Genomic DNA, 19349 nt, shown 5'->3' with positions numbered 1-19349 from the left:
GTGACCGGGATCGTAAGCCGTTTAGCGGTGGCGGTGACCGGGATCGTAAGCCGTTCAGTGGTGGTGGCGATCGTGATCGTAAGCCGTTTGGTGATCGTCCGTCGCGTGAGGGCGGGGAGCGTCGCAGCTTCGGTGCCGATCGTGATCGTAAGCCGTTCAGTGGTGGTGGCGATCGCGATCGTAAGCCGTTTGGTGATCGTCCGTCGCGTGGGGGCGGCGAGCGTCGCAGCTTCGGAGGCGACCGTGACCGTAAGCCGTTTAGCGGTGGCGGTGACCGGGACCGGAAGCCGTTTGGTGATCGTCCGTCGCGTGAGGGCGGGGAGCGTCGCAGCTTCGGAGGCGATCGTGATCGTAAGCCGTTTAGCGGTGGAGACAACCGCAAGCCGTTCGGCAACAGGGACGATCGTCCCGCCCGCAGCTTCGACCGCGGCGACTCGGGCCCCCGCACCTTTGGGCGCGACCGCGCCGAGGATCGTCCGGTGCGCGAACCGAACGCCAGGGACCTGCGCAGCGCCAACCGCCCGGACCGCGAGCGTTCACCGCAGATCGATGAGGACGTCACGGGCAAGGAACTCGACCGCGCCACGCAGCACCAGATCAAAACCCTCGAGGACAACAGCGCCGAATGGGTGGCGCGCCACCTTGTCATGGCCGGCCGCCTGCTCGATGAAGAGCCGGAACTGGCCTTCCAGCACGCCCTGGCGGCCAGTCGCCGCGGTGGCCGCCTCGCAGCCGTCCGCGAAGCCGTTGGCCTGACCGCATACGCCGCAGGACACTACGGCGAGGCGCTGCGTGAATTCCGCACCTACCGCCGGATCAGCGGATCCAACATGCACCTGCCGGTGATGGCCGACTGCGAGCGTGGCCTCGGCCGCCCGGACCGCGCCCTGGACATGGCCCGCTCCGAAGAAGCCAAGGACCTCGACGCTCCCGGCAAGGTGGAACTGGCCATCGTCGCGGCCGGCGCCCGCACCGACCTGGGCCAGTTCGACGCCGCGGTCTCCGAGTTGGAAATCGCGCAGCTGGACATCAACCGTGCCTTCTCCTACAGCCCGCGGCTCTTCCGTGCCTACGCCGATGCCCTGACCGCAGCCGGCCGTGAAGCCGAAGCCGGGAAGTGGCAGCGGCAGGCCGCCGTCGCCGAGAAGGCCTTGGGCCTGGGCATCGACGAGGAGCCGGACATCATTGACCTCGGCTGGGACGAGGAAGAAGAAGCTCGCGAGGAAGCGCAGCGCCGCCGGACCCTGCAGCAGCAGTCCGAGCAGCAGGCCGCAGCTACCGGCGGTCCCGCACCCCGCGCCGCTGGCGCGGACGCCGTCGCCGGCCTCCCGGAAACGTCCGCCGCAGAGTCTGCCGCCCGTGATCTTGAGGCCGGCTCCGATGACGAAGAGCCGGACTTCTTCGAGTCCGACGACGCCGAGTCGGACGAGGATTCCGTGGAAGCCGACGAACTGGAAGCCGACGAACTGGCAGCCGCCGAACTGGAAAGCGACAGGGTAGAAACCGGCGACCTCGAAGCCGGGAACACCCACGCCGATGAGTCCCACCGGCCGGAACGCGCCGAGGACTAGTCGCTCATGGCCGAAGCTGAGTTGATCTCCCGGTTTGACGCGCTCCTCGCCGACTTGGACGGCGTCGTTTACGCGGGTCCGCACGCCATCCCCGGGGCGGTGGAGTCGCTCCGCCGGCTCGCCGGCATCGGCGTCGGACTGGGCTACGTGACCAATAACGCCTCACGCACGCCCGCCGAGGTGGCGCAGCACCTGCGTGACTTCGGCGCCCCAGCCGAAGACCAGCAGGTGGTGAGCTCGTCCCAGGCTGCCGGTGAGTTGCTAGCCTCCTTGCTGCCCGCCGGCGCCCGGGTGCTGATCACCGGCGGTGACGCCCTGGCCCGCGAAATCGAACTCGCCGGACTGGTGCCGGTCCGCAGTGAAGCAGAGGACCCCGTCGCCGTCGTGCAGGGCTTCCACCCGGACCTGGGCTGGAAGGACCTCGCGGAGGCCTCCTACGTCGTCGCCGCCGGCGCCCTGTGGGTGGCCACGAACACGGACATGTCCATTCCGCAGGCCCGCGGCATGGCGCCCGGCAACGGCACGCTCGTTGCCGCCGTCGCGGCCGCAACGGGCAGGCAGCCGCAGGTCGCAGGCAAGCCTGAGGCGCCGCTGTTCCACGCTGCGGCCAAGCGGCTGGCCGCCGACCGCCCGCTTGTGGTCGGCGACCGGCTGGATACAGACATCCTCGGCGGCAACAACGCCGGCTTCGCCACGGTGGCCGTGCTGACCGGCGTCGACACCCGTGAATCCATCCTCGCCGCGCGCACCCTGGAGCGGCCCACCTTCCTGATCAATGACCTCACCGACCTCTACCGCCCGTACCCGGCGGTGGAGCACGACGGCGAGGGACACTACCGCTGCGGAGCCGCCTCCGCCATCGTGGACGGCCCGACCGTGCGCGTGAGCGGAGACCCTGCGGACCTCGACGCCTGGCGGGCGGCCTGCGCCGCCTGGTGGGCCGCGAACCCCGAGGCCCCGCGCGCCCAGGCGCCCGGCCTTGAATGGTTGGATCACTAGACTGGAGAGCATGACCGAGCCAAACCCCTCCCTTGACGCCCGCCCGGGCAGCGATGCCGCCCGGGTCGACTGGCCCGAGCCCGCGGGGGACACCGCCGTTGGAGACCCTGCCGTTGGAGACCCTGCCGTTGACGCGCTGCTGGGACGCCTCGGCACGCTGCCGGAGCTGCCGGTCGCGGACCACGGCGAGCTTTATGCCGGCCTGCACGACGAACTGGCCGCCGCCCTCAACGAGGACGTGGCCGGGCAGCCTGCGGGAGACGCGCCACGATGACCAGGCTTGACCAGGCCCTGGTCAGCCGCGGGCTGGCGAGGTCACGTACCCATGCCGCGCGACTGATCGGCGAAGGAAAAGTCAGTTCCGGGGGCGAGGTGCTGGCCAAGGCTTCGCTGCAGGTGCAGGACGGCATGGCCTTGGATGTCGCCGGCACGGCCGAGGACGACTACGTGAGCCGCGCCGCCCACAAACTGGCCGGTGCCCTGGACGCCTTTCCCGCCGTCGAGGTTTCCGGCAAACGCTGCCTCGACGCCGGAGCCTCCACCGGCGGCTTCACCGAAGTCCTGCTCCGGCGCGGCGCCGCGCATGTCGTGGCCGTCGACGTCGGACATGACCAGCTGGTACCGCACATCCGCAACGACCCCCGGGTCTCGGTCCATGAAGGGCTCAACGTCCGCTACATGACGCCGGAAATGATCGGCGGCCCGGCGGCGCTGACTGTGGCCGACCTGTCCTTCATTTCGCTGACCCTCGTGGTGGCGCCGCTGGCGGCATGCACCGAGCCAGGCGGGGACATGGTCCTGATGGTCAAGCCGCAGTTCGAGATCGGCAAAGACCGGCTGGGCCGCACCGGCGTGGTCACCTCCGAGCGGGAACGCCGCCTGGCCGTCACCAAGGTAGCGTCCGCGGCGATGGACGCAGGCCTGGACCTGGCGGGCCTCGCGCAGAGCCCGCTGCCCGGCCAGGACGGAAACGTGGAGTACTTCCTGTGGATAAAACGCGGGATCCGGACAGACCTGCCTAAGATCGAGGAGCGGGACGCAGCGGTTGCTGCGCTACTCGGAACGATCTGGTCGTAGCCCTGAAAGCACAAGCAGCACGAGAAGCACTAGAAGGCGGAAACCGATGAGCAGGCGTGTCCTCATCCTTGCCCACACCGGCCGCGAGGAGTCCCTCAAGGCCGCCTGGGAAGCGTGCGCCCAGCTGCACGCCTCCGGCCTTGTCGCCGTGATGCAGAAGTCCGAGCTCAGCGACATGGTCAGGTTCTTTGGCCGGCTGGACCAGCCCGTCGAAGTCCTGCACGACCACGTCAAACTGCCCGACGTCGAACTCGTTATGGTGCTCGGCGGCGACGGCACCATCCTGCGCGCCGCGGAGCTGGTGCGCGAGGTGGACGTGCCGCTGCTCGGCGTGAACCTCGGTCACGTCGGGTTCCTCGCCGAGAGCGAGCGGGCGGACCTTGCCCAGACCGTGGAATGGATCGCCAGCCGCCAGTACACGGTGGAGGAGCGGATGACCATCGACGTGCAGGTGTGGGTCCGCGGGCAGAAGATCTGGCACACCTGGGCGTTGAACGAGGCCGCCATTGAAAAGGGCAACCGGGAACGGATGCTCGAGGTGGTCACCGAGGTCGATGAACGCCCGCTCACGTCCTTTGGCTGCGACGGCGTCGTCCTCGCCACCCCCACAGGCTCCACCGCCTACGCGTTTTCCGCCGGCGGGCCGGTGGTGTGGCCGGAGGTCGAGGCGCTGTTGATCGTGCCGATCAGCGCCCACGCGCTCTTCGCCAAGCCGCTCGTGGTCTCGCCCCGGTCCCGGCTGGCCGTCGAAATCCTGAACCGCACCGACGCCCAGGGCGTTTTGTGGTGCGACGGCCGGCGCTCGGTGGACCTGCCGCCCGGCGCCCGCGTGGAAGTCACGCGCTCGGCCACCCCGGTCCGGCTGGCCCGCACCCACCAGACCCCCTTCTCCGGCCGCCTGGTCCGCAAATTCGAACTCCCCATCCAGGGCTGGCGCGGCCCCGTTCCGCAGACCGACGCCATCCACACCGGGCCCCTGCCGGTGGTGCGCACCCCGCGGCCCATGCCACCGCTGCCCGCACCGCGCCATGCGGACCCGGGCGCGGGCCCTGGCGCACCAACCGATCCCTCGACTGCGAAGTGACCCATGCTTGAAGAACTGAGAATCCGCGACCTGGGCGTCATCACCGACGCGACGCTGCCGCTGGGCCCCGGCCTGAGCGTGGTGACCGGCGAGACCGGTGCCGGCAAGACGATGGTGGTCACCGCCGTCGGGCTGCTGCTCGGCGCAAGGTCCGACGCCGGCGCCGTCCGCAGCGGCGCGAAAAGCGCCTCCGCTGAAGCCGTGCTGAAGCTCGACGCCGGGCACGCCGCGGTGACCCGTGCGCGCGAGGCCGGCGCGGAGGTGGAGGAGTTCGACGGTGGCGCCGAACTGCTGCTCGCCCGCAGCGTCGGTGCCGACGGGCGCAGCCGCGCCTACCTCGGCGGGCGCGCCGCGCCGGTCGGGGTCCTTGCCGAGATTGGCGGGACGCTGGTGGTGGTCCACGGACAGTCGGACCAGATCCGGCTCAAGAGCCCCGTCGCGCAGCGCGAAGCCCTGGACAAGTTCGCGGGGGAGTCCCTCGCCGGATCGCTGGCCGCCTACCAGGAGCTGCACGGGCACTGGAAGGCCAGCCAGGCCGAGCTGGACGAACTCCGCAACGCTGCCCGCGAACGGTTGCGCGAGGCGGAATCGCTCGAAGCCGCGCTGGCCGAGATTGACGCCGTCGACCCGCAGCCGGGCGAGGACGAATCGCTCAAGGCCGAGGCCGTCAAGCTGGCCAACGTCGAAGAACTCCGGATCGCAGCCAGCACCGCGCATCAGGCCCTGATCTCCGAGGACTTCGGCGAGGACGCCGACGCCACCACGCTGGTGGACGCCGCAAAGCGCACCCTGGAGCACGTCGCCGAACACGACGGCGAACTGGGCTCCGCCGCTGCCCGGCTGGCCGAAGTCGGCTTCCTGCTCAACGACATCGCCGGCGATCTGGCCAGCTACCAGGCCTCCCTCGACACCGAGGGCCCGGAACGGCTCGCAGAGATCGAGGACCGCCGAGCCGCGCTGGCCAAGCTCGTGCGCAAGTACGCGCCCAGCATCGACGAGGTGCTGGTCTGGGCGGAGCAGGCCCGGGCCCGCTACGAGGAACTCCAGGACGACTCCACCCGGATCGAGGCGCTGGACGCCGAAGTGGCCCGCGCCGAGGCGGACCTCCGCAAGCAGGCCGCGGCCATCAGCAAGACGCGGAAGAAGGCCGCCAAGGACCTTTCCGCCAGGGTCAGTGCCGAGTTGACCGCGTTGGCCATGGCCGACGCCACCCTGGTCATCAACGTGGACCCCGGCGAGCAGCTGGGCCCGTTCGGCACCGACGAGATTTCCTTCCTGCTGCAGCCGCACTCCGGCGCACCGGCCCGGCCGCTGGGCAAGGGTGCCTCCGGCGGTGAACTCTCCCGTGTGATGCTCGCCATCGAGGTGGTGCTGGCCGCCGTCGACCCTGTCCCCACCTTCGTCTTCGACGAGGTCGACGCCGGCGTAGGCGGCCGCGCCGCCGTCGAGATCGGCCGCCGGCTGGCCATGCTCGCCCGGCACGTCCAGGTCCTCGTGGTGACCCACCTGCCGCAGGTGGCCGCCTTCGCCGACCAGCACATCCGGGTCACCAAGACTTCGGTGCGCGGTGCCGACGGCGCGACCGCGACCGGCTTCACCTCCAGCGACGTCCAGCTGCTCGACGAGGCGGAACGGGTCCGCGAGCTGGCCCGTATGCTGGCCGGTCAGGAAGACTCCGAATCGGCCCGGGCACACGCCCAGGAGTTGCTGGACGACGCCAAGCTGCTGCCGCAGGCCTGACCGGCCAGCCTGCCCCGGGCACTGGGATGACCGTCACAGCGGCGTTTTACCGACCCTAGGAAGACCGAATTGATGATAGGCTCAAATTCCGTGGTGCAGCGATCAAATTCCCGTGTAAATTCCCGGTTCCCGGGCTCGTCCAAGACGACCAAACACATCTTCGTAACCGGTGGTGTGGCGTCCTCGCTCGGTAAGGGACTGACGGCTTCGAGCCTCGGTCACCTCCTGCGGGCACGCGGCCTGTCTGTAACTATGCAAAAGCTCGATCCCTATCTGAACGTGGATCCGGGCACGATGAACCCCTTCCAGCACGGCGAAGTCTTCGTGACCGACGACGGCGCCGAGACGGACCTCGACGTCGGCCACTACGAACGCTTCCTCGATGAAAACCTTGAGGGTTCGGCCAACGTCACGACCGGCCAGGTGTACTCCACGGTCATCGCCAAGGAGCGCCGCGGCGAGTACCTCGGTGACACCGTCCAGGTCATCCCGCACATCACCGATGAGATTAAGCGGCGCATGCGGCTTCCTGCCGAGGGCAAAAACGCCCCCGACGTCATCATCACCGAAATCGGCGGCACGGTCGGCGACATTGAGTCCCAGCCGTTCCTCGAATCCGCCCGCCAGGTCCGCCAGGACGTCGGCCGGAACAACGTGTTCTTCCTGCACGTCTCCCTGGTCCCGTACATCGGGCCGTCGCAGGAGCTCAAGACCAAGCCGACGCAGCACTCCGTCGCCGCGCTGCGCTCCATCGGCATCCAGCCCGAGGCGATCGTCATCCGCTCGGACCGCGAAGTGCCGCAGGCCATGCGCGACAAGATCGGCCGCATGTGCGACGTCGACATCGACGCCGTCATCGGCTGCCCGGACGCACCGAGCATCTATGACATCCCCAAGACACTGCACTCGCAGGGACTGGACTCCTACATCGTCCGTGCCCTGGACCTGCCGTTCAAGGACGTCGACTGGACCAGCTGGGACAAGCTCCTCGAAGCCGTCCACAACCCCAAGCACGAGGTGGAGATTGCTCTCGTCGGCAAGTACATCGACCTGCCGGACGCCTACCTGTCCGTGACCGAAGCGCTGCGTGCCGGCGGCTTCGCGAACGACACCAAGGTCAAGATCCGCTGGGTCCCCTCGGACGAATGCGACACCCGCGAGGGCGCCGTGAAGTCCCTGGCCGGGGTGGACGCGATCTGCGTCCCCGGCGGCTTCGGCATCCGCGGCCTCGAGGGCAAGCTCGGCGCCTTGAAGTATGCCCGTGAAACCAAGCTGCCGGTGCTGGGCCTGTGCCTGGGCCTGCAGTGCATGGTGATCGAGTACGCCCGCAACGTGGTGGGCCTTGAGGGTGCGTCCTCGTCCGAGTTTGAACCGGACTCCAAGTACCCGGTCATCGCCACGATGGAAGAACAGCTCGACATCGTCGAGGGCAAGGGCGACCTGGGCGGCACCATGCGCCTGGGCCTCTACGAGGCGAAGTTGGACGAGGGTTCGGTCGTCGCCGAGACCTACGGCACCACCACGGTCAGCGAACGCCACCGGCACCGCTACGAGGTCAACAACAAGTACCGCGAGCAGATCGCCGCCCAGGGCCTGGTGTTCTCCGGTACCTCGCCGGACGGCAAGCTGGTCGAGTACGTGGAGCTTCCGCGTGAAGTCCACCCGTACTACGTGGCCACGCAGGCTCACCCGGAGCTAAGCTCACGGCCTACCCGCCCGCACCCGCTGTTCGCGGGGCTGGTCAAGGCTGCCTTGGAGCACCAGCACGGCGCGGGCCAGCCGGCCGCAGCCGCCGGCAAGGCTGCTGCCAAGTCGACTCCGGCAGAGTCAAAGTAACTCCCAACTGAATCAAAGGACGGCGCGATGCCCGGTAAGTCTGAGACCCCCAATGCTGCACGGCAGGTTTCGGATGAGCCGAGCCCGCGCCGTCTTTTGTCGTCCGAGAAGGTCTACGAAGGCCGGATCTGGGATGTGGTCAGCGACAGTTTCCAACTGAGCGACGACGGCGAGCCCCTGGTCCGCGACTATATCGACCACCCCGGGGCCGTGGCCGTGTTGCCGATGAACGACGACGGCGAGATCCTGCTGATCAAGCAGTACCGGCACCCGGTCGGCATGGCCCTCTGGGAGATTCCGGCCGGACTGCTCGACGTCGAGGGCGAGGACTTCGTAGCTGGCGCGGCCCGGGAGCTGGCAGAAGAAGCGGACCTCGTGGCCGGGGAGTGGAACGTGCTGGCCGACTTCTTCAACTCGCCGGGGTCCTCCAGCGAGGCCATCCGCATTTACCTCGCCCGGGATTTAAGTGACGTTCCCGGTCACGAACTGCATGTCCGCACCGACGAGGAAGCGGAAATCGAGCTGCACTGGATCCCGCTCGACGCGGCTGTCGCGGCGGTGCTGGAGGGGCGGCTGCACAACCCCTCGGCCGTCGTCGGGATCCTCGCCGCCGCCGCGGCCCGCGGTGACGGGTTCCAGGGGCTCCGCCCGGCCGACGCGCCGTGGCCGGCCCACCCCAGCCAGCGCTGATGACCGGACTGCTGGCGGCCGAACCACCCGCCGCTGAGCCCCCCACGGTCGGGCCTCGCGCCGTCGAGCCTCGCGCCGTCGGCGAGCCTGCCCAGGCCGTCGAGCCTCGCGCCGAGCAGCCTGCCCGGCCGCTGACCGCCGTCGACCGGGCCATCACCGACTACCTGCAGCACATGGGGGTGGAGCGCGGACTGGCCGCCAACACCCTCTCCGCTTACCGGCGCGACCTCGCCCGCTACGCGCGGCACCTCGACAACTCCGGGCGCCGGCGCCCGGAGGAGATCACCCGGCGCGACGTGACAGGCTTCGTGCAGGCGCTCTCCGACGGATCCGACGGCGGGTCTGCGCTGGGCGTGCGCTCTGCAGCCCGCACCGTGGTGGCGGTCCGCGGACTGCACAAATTCTGGGCGTTGGAAGGCGTCACGCCCACCGATCCCGCCAGCGATGTGCACCCGCCGATGCCCGGGAAACGGCTACCCAAGGCCATCTCGGTGGACGAGGTGACCCGCATCCTGGAAGCGGCCGGAACGGATACCGCCACCGGGCTCCGCGACCGTGCCCTGCTTGAGTTCCTTTACTCCACCGGGGCGCGGATCAGCGAGGCCGTGGGCCTCGATGTAGATGACATCTCGCTGCAGGGCGACGAGTCCGGCGACGGGCCCGGCGGCGGCGAGCCGGGCACCTCCGGGCCAGGCACCGCCGGTCCGGCGATCGTCCGGCTGTTCGGCAAGGGGTCCAAGGAGCGGTTGGTACCGCTGGGATCGTACGGGGCCCGTGCCCTCGACGCTTACCTGGTCCGCGGCCGGCCGCTGCTCGCGGCCAAGGGCAAAGGCACTCCTGCGCTGTTCCTGAACGCGCGGGGCGGCCGGATCAGCCGGCAAAGCGCCTGGACTATCCTCAAGGCCGCCGCCGAGAAGGCTAACATCACCAAAGACGTTTCGCCCCACACCCTTAGGCATTCCTTCGCCACGCATCTACTGGAGGGCGGGGCGGATGTGCGTGTGGTGCAGGAACTGTTGGGCCACGCTTCCGTAACCACCACGCAGGTCTACACTCTGGTCACAGCCGATACCCTGCGCGAGATCTACGCCGCCGCGCATCCGAGGGCGCTGGGCTGAGGCAGCTGGGCCGGCGGCAGGGCCCGCGGCTGGCCCGCGGCCGACGCAACCCCGTCTCGACCTCATCGACCTGGCGACACCCCCAAATTGTCGGTGGTGTGTGATGCCATGTGGGTATGAAAAGCGTTGTGGCTTGGAATGCGGGGACCGGTGCAGGGACAGGTGCAGCGGCTGGGGCGGCCGCCGTCGCCGCCGGTGCCGTGCCCGGTGCTGCGTCCGCCACCACTTCTTTGGCCGGTCATGTAGCCCGCTCAAGCGCGGCTATCGCACCTTTATTGTCGGTGCCCGTGTCTAGGCTGGTGGTATGAAAAGCGGGGCGGCTTTGAGTGCGGAGATCGGTGCGGCGGCGGCGGCCGTCGCGGCTTCTTCTGCTGCGTTGGCTGCCCTGTTGGAGGGCATCGGTACCGGTGATTCGGGTGATCCGTTGCGTGAGGTGTCGGAGGCGTGCCTGGACGGTTTGGCGGAGGTGGCCCGCGCTGAGTCCCGGCTCGCGGCGTTGAAGGGTTTGCTGACCGCCGGGTATGTGCGCTCGTCCGGGGCCCTTGCGGGGCCGGCGGCGAACCTGCGGGACGCCACGGTCCAGGAGATGTCAACGGTCGCGGAAATCGCCTGCGTCCTCACGGTCAGTGAACGCAGCGCGGGGGCGCTGATCACGGACGCCCTGGCCCTGACGGAGGTGCTGCCGCTGACGCTGGCGGCGCTGCAGGGCGGTGAGCTGTCGTGGCAGCACGCCCGGATCATGGTCGATGAGGCCGCGAACCTGGATGCGGCCGGGGCCGCGGCGCTGGAAGGGCATTTCCTGGACCCGGACGCGCCGAACCCGGCCCGGGGTTGCCCGGCAGGGGAACTGGTGCCGGGCCGGTTCCGGGCGAAAGCGCGCGCCTGGCGCGAACGCCACCACCCGGTCAGCATCGAAGCCCGGCACGTGAAAGGCGCGGCGGACCGGCGGGTCGAGTTCTGCCCGGACCGGGACGGCATGGCCTGGTTGCACGCGTACCTGCCCGCGGATACGGCCGCGGGGATCTGGGAACGGGCCACGACGGCGGCCCGGGCGCTGCAGGGCCCGGCCGAGACCCGGACCCTGGCCCAGCTCCGCGCCGACGTCGCCGCGGCCCTGCTCCTGACCAACAACCTCCCCGCCACCACCACCAGCACCACCAGGACCGGCGCCGGCGGGGACGGCACCGGCACGGCGCCCGGCAAGGGCGCTGGCACCGGCAGCGCCGCCGTCACCGGCTCCGGCGACGGCGCCACCAACACGGGCGCCGACGCCATCGGCGGCGTGGGTGTTGGCTTGTCCGGGTGTGTGCCGGTTCCTCGGGCGCAGGTCCTGATCACCGTCCCGGTCCTGTCCCTGCTGGGTGTGACCGAAGGGCCGGCGGTGCTGGACGGGTACGGGCCGATCCCGCCCTCGATGGCCCGGCGCCTGGTCGCCGAGGGGGACGGGTCGTTCTACCGGGTCCTGACCGACCCGCGCGACGGGGCGCCGCTGGAGATCGGCCGGACCAGCTACCGGCTCCCCAAAGCGATGCGGCAATGGTTACGGCTGCGGGACGGGAAGTGCTCGTTCCCGGGCTGCAACAACCCGTCGCTGGACAACGAAGCGGACCACCTCCTGGCCTGGGCCGACGGCGGGGCCACCGGGATCAGCAACCTGGGCCAGCACTGCCGCAAACACCACGGCCTCAAACACACCACCGCCTGGACCCCCACCCCCGCCACCCCCACCAAACCGCCCGGCTGGGTCTCACCCACAGGCCGCACCTACGCCAGCGAACAACAAGACTGGGAACCACCCCACTGGCCCGCTGACTTCCCCCTCACCGGTAACATCCTGCCGCCGGGCAACACCACGACCCCAGTTGAGCTGAACCAAGTCCTGCCTCCGGACCCCGGCGGCTACCCCGACCCCGGCCTGCCCGCGGACCCGTTCGCTGACGCCGGCGGGTACCTTGACTCGGAACTGCCCCCGGACCCGTTCCCGGACTGGTACCACTTCACCGCCCGGGACGAACCACTGGCCGACCACCCGGACGACCACCCGGACGATCCAGCCTGGCCAAACATGCCTCACGACCCGTTTCCGGACTGGCAACTGTTTACGTCAGGGCGCCGCCTACCCGAGAGTCTTCTGCTCCAGGGTGCCGGATAGACCGTAGGTTGCCGGGAGCACGTCATCGGGTATGACGTCTGCAGACATACGATGTCGGATCGGTTGCGGCCGAATCCTAGGCTCCAGGCAGGACTGGCTATCGCACCATGCGGGCGTCGACGAGCATTGGTGCGCCGGGGTCTGTCTGGCCCGTTCCATCAAAATTGAACCCGTTGCGCCGGTAGAAGGCCACCGCACGCGGATTTTCCTTTGCGACCCACAGCATGGCTGGACCATCACCCGCCGTCGCATCAAGCAATGCCTGACCTACTCCGGCGCCGTAGAACTCTGCCGCCACGTAGATGCTAAACAATTGACGGTCGCGCGGGAGCGCCTGGCCTTCCGGCCCGATGCTGGGGCCGAGCGCAAGGTGAAGGACATGACGACATCCTCCCAGCATCCCCGCGTTCGGGAAGTTTGTTGTCGGTCTGTGTAAGAAAACAACCTTCGCGGGACACTTAGTCTTCAGGAAGAAGATCAAAAGGAAGTCATCCGATGTCCGGGGGAGCACCATGTTGGCGGCTAAAGAACAAGCGTTTATTGACCTGCACACTCAGCACTCCGCGCAGGTATACCGCTATATTGCCTTCCGTATCAGCGACCGGCACCGCGCCGAGGAACTCACCGCCGACGTTTTCAGGATTGCGTGGGAAAAGCAGCTTTCGGAACCACCCGGCATTGGCTGGCTGTTAGCGACGGCCCGGAATGTGATCGGCAATGAGTACAAAGGTCGACGGCGCCGCCAGGAACTGCTCGACCGGCTGCAGGATGAGGCCCGCAGCCAAATCCCCGGTCCGGACACGGAAGAGCGCTCGGCAGTGGCGGACGTCCTGGTCCAACTCAGGGAGCGGGACCGCGAGGTCCTCATGCTCAGCTACTGGGATGAACTCCCCACGGCTGAACTGGCCCAGGTGCTCGGATGTTCCACTTCTGCCGCCGCAGTCCGCCTCCACCGGGCGCGTCGGGCGTTCGCGAAAGCCGCCCCCGCCCATCTCATGAACGAACGGAAGGACTAGCCATGGACCGCATCGAAGAGCTCATGAAGAATGCCAAGCCACGGGTCGGAGCACCGGGTGCAGCCACCGAAAGCGACTCTGTCCGCTCGATCGTCTCGACCACGGATCCGAACGTTGTCCACCTGTCGGAGCGCACGCCGGCAGGGCGAACACCGGCACGACGCAAAACCGTCCGGGCCGCGGCGGCAACGGTGATGGCCGCTGCGGCCGTCGTTGCCGCAGTGGTTATCGGCGGGAACCTGATGCCGCAATCGTCGCCCGGCCCTGCCCAGACCGGCGTCCCGACGACGACCGCCTCCACCAGCCCCTCACCGGGTACTGCCAGCCCCTCACCAAGCCCCGCCAGTCCCTCCGCGCCCGCCACTGCAACAGCCGCCCCTTCACCATCGGGGACCGCCGCCGGAGCCTTGAGCACTGGCGGCGTCGCCTGCACGCTGTCCAATATCGACCAGCAGCGCAATGACCAGACGCGTGCCATCGAGGCGATACCCGCCGCCGAGCAGGCGTACTACACAGTGCTGGGCTGTGCTGACGGTTGGCTCGCCTACTCCATCTCCGATGATGGCGTCCGGGCGCTCCACCTCGACGGCGGCAACGCGTGGTACAAGATTGCCAAGCTGCAAAACGGCCGTTTCCTCTGTGATGTCCGGCAAGAGTGGGCCTATGTTTTCAACTGGGAGTTCCAGACGACGAACAATCAGGGACTCACTGCGCAGCAGGCCATGGACAAAGAATTCGCCGCCAAAGGAATTCCGGTCAAACTCCGGCCCCAGCTGGTCGGCGACGGCCCGGCAGCCAAGTAGCCGCAAGCGTCCGGCGCCGGCTATAGGCTGGAGCACATGCAGCTTACGCCGGTCACTCTCTGTTTCCTGCTCCGCGACTGCCCCAGCGGTACCGAAGTGCTGCTGGGGCTGAAGCGGACCGGCTTCGGCATCGGCAAGATTGTGGGCATCGGCGGTCACGTGGAGCCGGGGGAGAGCGACGCGGAAGCCGTGGTCCGCGAGGTGTGGGAAGAAGTCGGCCTGGAGGTGCACCAGGAGGACCTGGCCCACGCCGGCGTCGTCGAATTCATTTTCCCGGCCCGGCCGGAGTGGAACATGTCCTGCCGCCTCTTCACCGCCCGGAAATGGAGCGGCGAAGCGGCTGAGAGCCGGGAAATCACCCCCGAGTGGTTCAGCGTCGAAGCGCTCCCGCTACACCGCATGTGGCAGGACGCTGAGCACTGGCTTCCGCCGGCGCTGGCAGGCGAAACGATCGACGTCGTTGTTGTCCTCAATGAGGACAACGAGACTGTGGCGTCAATCCGCTATCCCTCCACCCAGGGCTGAGCCCGAGCTCCCGCCGAATAATTCCGCGACTCGAAACGGCGGTGCGGTCTATGCCGGGTCGCGCCCGGTAGCCTAGGCTTCGAGCGGTGCCCGACGGTGATCGGGCACTTCGGTAGCTCACCGGCAAGCGGCACACGAATCAATTCGGGGGAACGGCATGGACCCAAGTAATCGCGATCATACGGGCGCGGACCTATACGACGAGGAGCCGCCGCCCGGACCCGGTACCCGCCGGCGCTGGCCGCTGGCTGCTGCCGTCGTTATCGTCGCCCTGGCGGCCGTCGCCGGGGGTGTTGCCGTGGCCGGCAACTTCCGGTCGGCAGACCCCGCCCCCGCAGCGGCCTCGACGGCCGCAGTGGCGGCGCCGACCGAGTCCGCTTCCCTGACGACGACGCCGTCGCCCACCACCGCCGCGCCGGTATCCGTGACGCCTTCGGCATCATCTGCACCCGCAACCGAGGGGACGCCCAGCGGAAACGCAAACGGGCGATACGTCAGTGCTGCGGCCGGAGTGTCGTTCGCCTTGCCCGACCGCTGGACGGCTGAGGAATCCACGAACCAGAATCCCGGGTATCCAGGCACCGGAATCACCATCTTCAACGAAGCCAGGATGCAGGTGGCGTCGCTTTACCACGGCGCCGCCGGGGCAGTTGGCGGCGCCTGCCCTTCAGGCACTTACAAGATGACAGAACTGGACACTGCGCCGGCAGTGGATGCGCCGTGGGCCAAGGCGATGGGCGTGCGGTTTTCCTTCCGCGTGCTGGATGTGCGGGCCAACGGGGGCGCCTTCAAGTACCAGATTGGACTGGTCGACAAAAACAGCGGAGAAATCAAGGACAGCTGCTCGATGTACACCTTCGTGGCCGGCGCGCCCAAGGGGACCTTGATCTTCGCGGACCGTTCCTCCCAAGGGCCCGGGAACGATGAGCCCATCTTCAATTCGCTGGCCGAGGCTAAGGACTTCATGCGGAGCCCGGACTACCGGAAGCTCAAGGCGATGATCGTCAGCCTGCAGATGCAGGACTAGCAACCAAACCAACAAAAAGCGCGGGCCGGCCACCTCCAGGAGGTGGCCGGCCCGCGCTTTTGACTGCCGCGAAGGGACTACGGCAGGTGCCGTTCTTCCACACCGTTGTATTCGCTCAGCGGGCGGATCAGCGAGTTCGAGTCCAGCTGCTCCATGATGTGCGCGGTCCAGCCGGTGATCCGGCTGGCCACGAACAGGGGAGTGAAGGTGGGGGTATCGAAGCCCATCAGGTGGTACGTGGGTCCGGCGGGGTAGTCAAGGTTCGGCTTGATGGCCTTCGCCTCGTCCATCGCCGCCTCAAGTCCGTTGTAGAGCCCCAGCAGCTCCGGACGGCCGTAGTGCGCAATCATCTTGTCCAGGGCTGCCTTCATGGTCGGAACCCGGGAGTCGCCATGCTTGTACACGCGGTGGCCGAAGCCCATAACCTTCTTCTTGTGCGCCAGGGCATCTTCCATCCAGGCCTTCGCCCGGACCGCCGCCTCCTCCAGCGATTCCTCCTGCCGGATGCCGATCTCGTCGAAGGTGTGCATCACGGCCTCGTTCGCGCCGCCGTGCAGCGGGCCCTTCAGCGCGCCGATCGCCCCGGTCACGGCCGAGTGCAGATCCGAAAGCGTCGAGGTAATCACCCGCGCCGTGAAGGTCGAGGCGTTGAAGGAGTGCTCGGCGTACAGGATCATCGAGACGTTGAAGGCCTCGACGACTTCCGGAACCTGCTCCTCGCCGAAGGCCATCCAGAGGAAGTTCGCCGAATAGCCCAGATCCTCCCGCGGCTCCACGAGCTCCTGGCCGTGCCGCCGGCGCTGGTCGTAGGCCACCACCGCCGGCATCGCGGCGAACAGGTCCACGGCCTTGGCCATGTTGGCCTCCCGCGAGGAATCCTCGGCAAGCGGGTGCCGGGCACCCATCACCGAAGCCGCGGTCCGGCAGACATCCATTGGGTGCGAGGTCACGGGCAGTGCGTCGATGACCTGCTTGACCACCGGGTCCAGGGCGCGGCCGGCGCGTTCGGCGCGCGTGAACTCCGCCAGCTGCTCTTCCGTGGGCAGCTCACCGTTCCAGAGCAGGTAGGCCACTTCCTCGAAGCTGCACTTGGCGGCCAGCTCCTGGACCGGGTAGCCGCGGTACAGCAGGGAATTGGTGTCCGGGTTGACCTTGGACACCGCGGTGTAGTCCACCACGACGCCGGCAAGGCCCTTTTTGATCTCATTTTCAGCCATGCTGAAACTCCTTTGTTCCTAACGCCTGTTGACCGGCCGGGGCCGGCAGTCCGGTGGGGTGTCAGACACCCGGGATCTGGAAGTTGAAGACCCCGGTGTCAAAGCGGTTATAGGCCTCGTAATCGACGAGGTCGTAGAGACGCGCACGGGTCAGCATGCTCGAAACCTGGGCCTCCTGGGTGCCGTCGGATTTGATCGATTCCAGAGTACGCTCAGCAGCGCCCATGGCACTACGGAGCAGCGTCACCGGGTAAATGATCATGTTGACCCCGACGCCGGCCAGCTCGTCCATCGTGAACAGCGCGCTCTTGCCGAACTCGGTCATGTTGGCCAGGATCGGCACGTCGACCGCATCCCGGATGGCCTGGAACTCGGACAGGTCCTTCATGGCCTCCGGGAAGATCGCGTCCGCGCCCGCTTCCACGAGGGCCTTGGCGCGCTGCTGTGCCGCCTCGAGGCCGTCCGTGGCCCGGATGTCGGTGCGGGCCATGATCAGGAAGTTGGGGTCCCGGCGTGCGTCGGCCGCGGCCCGGATCCGCTTGGTGGCGGTCTCCAGGTCCACGACGTTCTTGCCGTCGAGGTGGCCGCAGCGCTTCGGGTTGAACTGGTCCTCGATGTGCAGGCCGGCCAGGCCGGCGTTCTCGAGTTCCTGCACGGTGCGCGCCACATTCATCGGTTCACCGAAGCCGGTGTCGGCGTCGACGATCGAGGGCAGGTCCGTCATCCGGGCGATCTGCCCGGCCCGGGTGGCCACCTCGGTGAGCGTGGTCAAGCCGATGTCCGGCAGGCCGAGGTCGTTGGCGAGGACGGCGCCGGAGATGTAGACCCCGGCGAAGCCCTTCTCCTCAATCAGCCGGGCCGAGAGCGGGTTGAACGCGCCCGGGAACTGCGCGATGGTGCCGGAAGCGAGCAGCTCCCGGAAGCGGACCCGCTTCTGCTCCGGCGTGGTCTTCGAATACAGCATTAGAAGAGTCCTTTCGGTGCGGCTGCCAGGTCGATCACGCCGTCGGCGGCCTTGATGTTCAGCTGGTCCAGCTCGCCGGCAGCCAGCTCGGGAAGCCGGGCGGCGGCGGCGAGGAAGCGCTCGATCTCGTCCTCGGCCACGAGGCCGGCGGCGAGGGTGCGGAACTTGTTGACGTACTGCTCGCGCGCGAAAGGCCGGGCGCCGAGCGGGTGCGCGTCGGCGACGGCGATCTGGTCGGTGATGACGGTGCCGTCCTTGAGCGTAATCTCCACCGAGCCGCCGAAGGCCTTCTCGGCGATGTCCAGTGAGTGGTAGCGGCGGGTCCATTCCGGGTCCTCAACCGTGGTCACCTTGTGCCACAGCTCCACGGTATCGGGCCGGCCGGCGCGCTCCGGGGCGTAGGAATCGACGTGGTGCCAGGCCCCGTCCTGCAGTGCCACGGTAAAGATGTACGGGATGGAGTGGTCCAGGGTTTCCCGGCTGGCCGTGGGGCTGTACTTCTGCGGGTCGTTGGCGCCGGAGCCGATCACGTAGTGCGTGTGGTGGCTGGTCTTGATCAGCACGGATTCAACGTTGGCCGGGTCGGTGACCTCGGGGTGCTCGCCGTGCAGCTTGCGGGCCAGGTCAATCCACGCCTGGGCCTGGTACTCGGCGGAGTGCTCCTTGGTGTACGTGTCCAGGATGGCGCGCTTGGCTTCGCCGTCCTCGGGCAGCGGCACCGTGTAGTTGGCGTCGGGGCCGTCGAGCATCCAGGCGATGACGCCGTCTTCACCTTCATAGATCGGCACCGGGGAGGTCTGGCCGCGCATGGCCCGGTCGGCGGATTCAACAGCCATCTTGCCGGCGAACGCGGGGGCGTGGGCCTTCCAGGTGGAGATTTCGCCCTTGCGGGACTGGCGCGTGGCGGTGGTGGTGTGCAGCGCCTGGCCGACGGACTGGAAGATGGTCTCGACGTCGAGGCCCAGCAGGGTGCCGATGCCGGCGGCAGCGGAGGGGCCCAGGTGCGCGACGTGGTCGATCTTGTGCTTGTGCAGGCAGATGGCCTTGACCAGGTTGACCTGGATCTCGTAGCCGGTGGCGATGCCGCGGATCAGGTCTTTCCCACTGGAGCCGACGTGCTGGGCGACGGCGAGGATCGGCGGGATGTTGTCGCCCGGGTGGGAGTAGTCCGCGGCGAGGAAGGTGTCGTGGTAGTCGAGTTCGCGGACGGCGACGCCGTTGGCCCAAGCCGCCCACTCCGGTGCGACCCGCTCCTCAATGCCGAAGACCTTCGAGCCCTTGCCGCCGGTGCTGGGGCCGTGGGTGAGCGCCTGCGCGCGGGCCGCGACGATGGGGGCGCGGTTCAGCGAGGCGATGGCCACCGAGGCGTTGTCGATGACGCGGTTGATCACCATGTCGGTGACCTCATCGGAAACCGCAACCGGATCCGCGGCCACCTTGGCGATCTTGTAGGCGAGCTGGTCCTCGCGGGCCAGGTTTTCCTCGCTCTTGTAAACGCGGACGTGGTGTTCCTTAACCATGGTGCTCCTT

The 19349-nt window shown here is 68.3% G+C and carries 18 protein-coding genes; 14 read left to right on the top strand and 4 right to left on the bottom strand.

All coding sequences use genetic code 11. The features are described 5' to 3' along the window. Nucleotides 1-479 precede the first annotated feature (479 nt). The 10 genes from ABIN76_RS07755 (at nucleotide 480) to ABIN76_RS07710 (ending at nucleotide 12267) form a co-directional block, all read left to right on the top strand. A complete protein-coding gene (locus ABIN76_RS07755) occupies nucleotides 480-1571 on the top strand; it encodes a hypothetical protein (RefSeq protein ID WP_346959123.1) in 1092 nt (363 codons plus the stop codon). Between the two features lie 6 nt (nucleotides 1572-1577). Further along, nucleotides 1578-2570, top strand: a complete 993-nt coding sequence (locus tag ABIN76_RS07750) for an HAD-IIA family hydrolase (protein ID WP_346959122.1) — start codon at nucleotides 1578-1580, stop codon at nucleotides 2568-2570. Between the two features lie 10 nt (nucleotides 2571-2580). Next, nucleotides 2581-2844, top strand: a complete 264-nt coding sequence (locus ABIN76_RS07745) for a hypothetical protein (protein WP_346959121.1) — start codon at nucleotides 2581-2583, stop codon at nucleotides 2842-2844. Next, nucleotides 2841-3647 carry a TlyA family RNA methyltransferase gene (locus ABIN76_RS07740; RefSeq protein WP_346959120.1) on the top strand — a complete coding sequence of 269 codons (807 nt, stop codon included), beginning with the start codon at nucleotides 2841-2843 and terminating at the stop codon, nucleotides 3645-3647. Before ABIN76_RS07745 ends, ABIN76_RS07740 begins: the two co-directional genes overlap by 4 nt. Before the next feature lie 46 nt (nucleotides 3648-3693). Continuing rightward, complete coding sequence (locus tag ABIN76_RS07735) at nucleotides 3694-4731, top strand: NAD kinase (RefSeq protein ID WP_346959119.1); 1038 nt, start codon at nucleotides 3694-3696, stop codon at nucleotides 4729-4731. A gap of 3 nt (nucleotides 4732-4734) precedes the next feature. Then, a complete protein-coding gene (gene recN / locus ABIN76_RS07730; protein ID WP_346959118.1) occupies nucleotides 4735-6471 on the top strand; it encodes a DNA repair protein RecN in 1737 nt (578 codons plus the stop codon). A 72-nt stretch (nucleotides 6472-6543) separates the two neighbouring features. Then, a complete protein-coding gene (locus ABIN76_RS07725; RefSeq protein ID WP_346959141.1) occupies nucleotides 6544-8307 on the top strand; it encodes a CTP synthase in 1764 nt (587 codons plus the stop codon). Nucleotides 8308-8334: 27 nt separating this feature from the next. Continuing rightward, nucleotides 8335-8997: an NUDIX hydrolase gene (locus ABIN76_RS07720; RefSeq protein ID WP_346959117.1), complete on the top strand. Its 663-nt coding sequence runs from the start codon at nucleotides 8335-8337 to the stop codon at nucleotides 8995-8997. A gap of 131 nt (nucleotides 8998-9128) precedes the next feature. Then, nucleotides 9129-10115, top strand: coding sequence for a site-specific tyrosine recombinase XerD (xerD, locus tag ABIN76_RS07715; RefSeq protein WP_346959140.1), 987 nt, complete (start codon nucleotides 9129-9131; stop codon nucleotides 10113-10115). A gap of 304 nt (nucleotides 10116-10419) precedes the next feature. Next, nucleotides 10420-12267 (top strand): DUF222 domain-containing protein, encoded by a 1848-nt coding sequence (locus tag ABIN76_RS07710; RefSeq protein WP_346959116.1) that lies wholly within the window; start codon nucleotides 10420-10422, stop codon nucleotides 12265-12267. A 97-nt stretch (nucleotides 12268-12364) separates the two neighbouring features. Here the strand turns inward: ABIN76_RS07710 and ABIN76_RS07705 are convergent, their stop codons facing one another. Beyond that, nucleotides 12365-12748, bottom strand: coding sequence for a GNAT family N-acetyltransferase (locus ABIN76_RS07705; protein ID WP_346959115.1), 384 nt, complete (start codon nucleotides 12746-12748; stop codon nucleotides 12365-12367). A gap of 31 nt (nucleotides 12749-12779) precedes the next feature. Here ABIN76_RS07705 and ABIN76_RS07700 point away from each other — a divergent pair, with 31 nt between their 5' ends. The 4 genes from ABIN76_RS07700 (at nucleotide 12780) to ABIN76_RS07685 (ending at nucleotide 15638) form a co-directional block, all read left to right on the top strand. Continuing rightward, nucleotides 12780-13283 (top strand): sigma-70 family RNA polymerase sigma factor, encoded by a 504-nt coding sequence (locus tag ABIN76_RS07700; protein WP_346959114.1) that lies wholly within the window; start codon nucleotides 12780-12782, stop codon nucleotides 13281-13283. Between the two features lie 2 nt (nucleotides 13284-13285). Next, complete coding sequence (locus tag ABIN76_RS07695; RefSeq protein WP_346959113.1) at nucleotides 13286-14086, top strand: hypothetical protein; 801 nt, start codon at nucleotides 13286-13288, stop codon at nucleotides 14084-14086. A 36-nt stretch (nucleotides 14087-14122) separates the two neighbouring features. Next, a complete protein-coding gene (locus ABIN76_RS07690) occupies nucleotides 14123-14611 on the top strand; it encodes an NUDIX domain-containing protein (RefSeq protein ID WP_346959112.1) in 489 nt (162 codons plus the stop codon). Between the two features lie 157 nt (nucleotides 14612-14768). After that, nucleotides 14769-15638 carry a hypothetical protein gene (locus ABIN76_RS07685; RefSeq protein WP_346959111.1) on the top strand — a complete coding sequence of 290 codons (870 nt, stop codon included), beginning with the start codon at nucleotides 14769-14771 and terminating at the stop codon, nucleotides 15636-15638. A 77-nt stretch (nucleotides 15639-15715) separates the two neighbouring features. On the opposite strand, the gene ABIN76_RS07680 is transcribed toward ABIN76_RS07685, so the two are convergent. The 3 genes from ABIN76_RS07680 to ABIN76_RS07670 all read right to left on the bottom strand — a co-directional run bounded on the left by ABIN76_RS07680 (nucleotide 15716) and on the right by ABIN76_RS07670 (nucleotide 19339). After that, the gene (locus ABIN76_RS07680; protein WP_346959110.1) at nucleotides 15716-16855 is read right to left on the bottom strand and encodes a bifunctional 2-methylcitrate synthase/citrate synthase; all 1140 of its coding nucleotides are present in this window, start codon (nucleotides 16853-16855) and stop codon (nucleotides 15716-15718) included. A 61-nt stretch (nucleotides 16856-16916) separates the two neighbouring features. After that, nucleotides 16917-17819 carry a methylisocitrate lyase gene (gene prpB / locus ABIN76_RS07675; protein ID WP_346959109.1) on the bottom strand — a complete coding sequence of 301 codons (903 nt, stop codon included), beginning with the start codon at nucleotides 17817-17819 and terminating at the stop codon, nucleotides 16917-16919. Continuing rightward, nucleotides 17819-19339 (bottom strand): MmgE/PrpD family protein, encoded by a 1521-nt coding sequence (locus ABIN76_RS07670; RefSeq protein WP_346959108.1) that lies wholly within the window; start codon nucleotides 19337-19339, stop codon nucleotides 17819-17821. Before ABIN76_RS07670 ends, prpB begins: the two co-directional genes overlap by 1 nt. Between the last annotated feature and the right edge of the window lie 10 nt (nucleotides 19340-19349).

The organism is uncultured Arthrobacter sp. (assembly GCF_964021775.1).
Lineage (GTDB): Bacteria > Actinomycetota > Actinomycetes > Actinomycetales > Micrococcaceae > Arthrobacter.
Note: the sequence above shows the minus strand (reverse complement) of the source record. Positions and strands in the feature narration are given on the sequence as shown.

Excerpts from the sequence above, each read along its gene's own strand:
- ABIN76_RS07750 (WP_346959122.1), top strand. The coding sequence starts at position 1,578 with ATGGCCGAAGCTGAGTTGATCTCCCGGTTTGACGCGCTCCTCGCCGAC.
- ABIN76_RS07745 (WP_346959121.1), top strand. The coding sequence starts at position 2,581 with ATGACCGAGCCAAACCCCTCCCTTGACGCCCGCCCGGGCAGCGATGCC.
- ABIN76_RS07740 (WP_346959120.1), top strand. The coding sequence starts at position 2,841 with ATGACCAGGCTTGACCAGGCCCTGGTCAGCCGCGGGCTGGCGAGGTCA.
- ABIN76_RS07735 (WP_346959119.1), top strand. The coding sequence starts at position 3,694 with ATGAGCAGGCGTGTCCTCATCCTTGCCCACACCGGCCGCGAGGAGTCC.
- recN (WP_346959118.1), top strand. The coding sequence starts at position 4,735 with ATGCTTGAAGAACTGAGAATCCGCGACCTGGGCGTCATCACCGACGCG.
- ABIN76_RS07725 (WP_346959141.1), top strand. The coding sequence starts at position 6,544 with ATGATAGGCTCAAATTCCGTGGTGCAGCGATCAAATTCCCGTGTAAAT.
- ABIN76_RS07720 (WP_346959117.1), top strand. The coding sequence starts at position 8,335 with ATGCCCGGTAAGTCTGAGACCCCCAATGCTGCACGGCAGGTTTCGGAT.
- ABIN76_RS07710 (WP_346959116.1), top strand. The coding sequence starts at position 10,420 with ATGAAAAGCGGGGCGGCTTTGAGTGCGGAGATCGGTGCGGCGGCGGCG.
- ABIN76_RS07700 (WP_346959114.1), top strand. The coding sequence starts at position 12,780 with ATGTTGGCGGCTAAAGAACAAGCGTTTATTGACCTGCACACTCAGCAC.
- ABIN76_RS07695 (WP_346959113.1), top strand. The coding sequence starts at position 13,286 with ATGGACCGCATCGAAGAGCTCATGAAGAATGCCAAGCCACGGGTCGGA.
- ABIN76_RS07690 (WP_346959112.1), top strand. The coding sequence starts at position 14,123 with ATGCAGCTTACGCCGGTCACTCTCTGTTTCCTGCTCCGCGACTGCCCC.
- ABIN76_RS07685 (WP_346959111.1), top strand. The coding sequence starts at position 14,769 with ATGGACCCAAGTAATCGCGATCATACGGGCGCGGACCTATACGACGAG.
- ABIN76_RS07680 (WP_346959110.1), bottom strand. The coding sequence starts at position 16,855 with ATGGCTGAAAATGAGATCAAAAAGGGCCTTGCCGGCGTCGTGGTGGAC.
- prpB (WP_346959109.1), bottom strand. The coding sequence starts at position 17,819 with ATGCTGTATTCGAAGACCACGCCGGAGCAGAAGCGGGTCCGCTTCCGG.
- ABIN76_RS07670 (WP_346959108.1), bottom strand. The coding sequence starts at position 19,339 with ATGGTTAAGGAACACCACGTCCGCGTTTACAAGAGCGAGGAAAACCTG.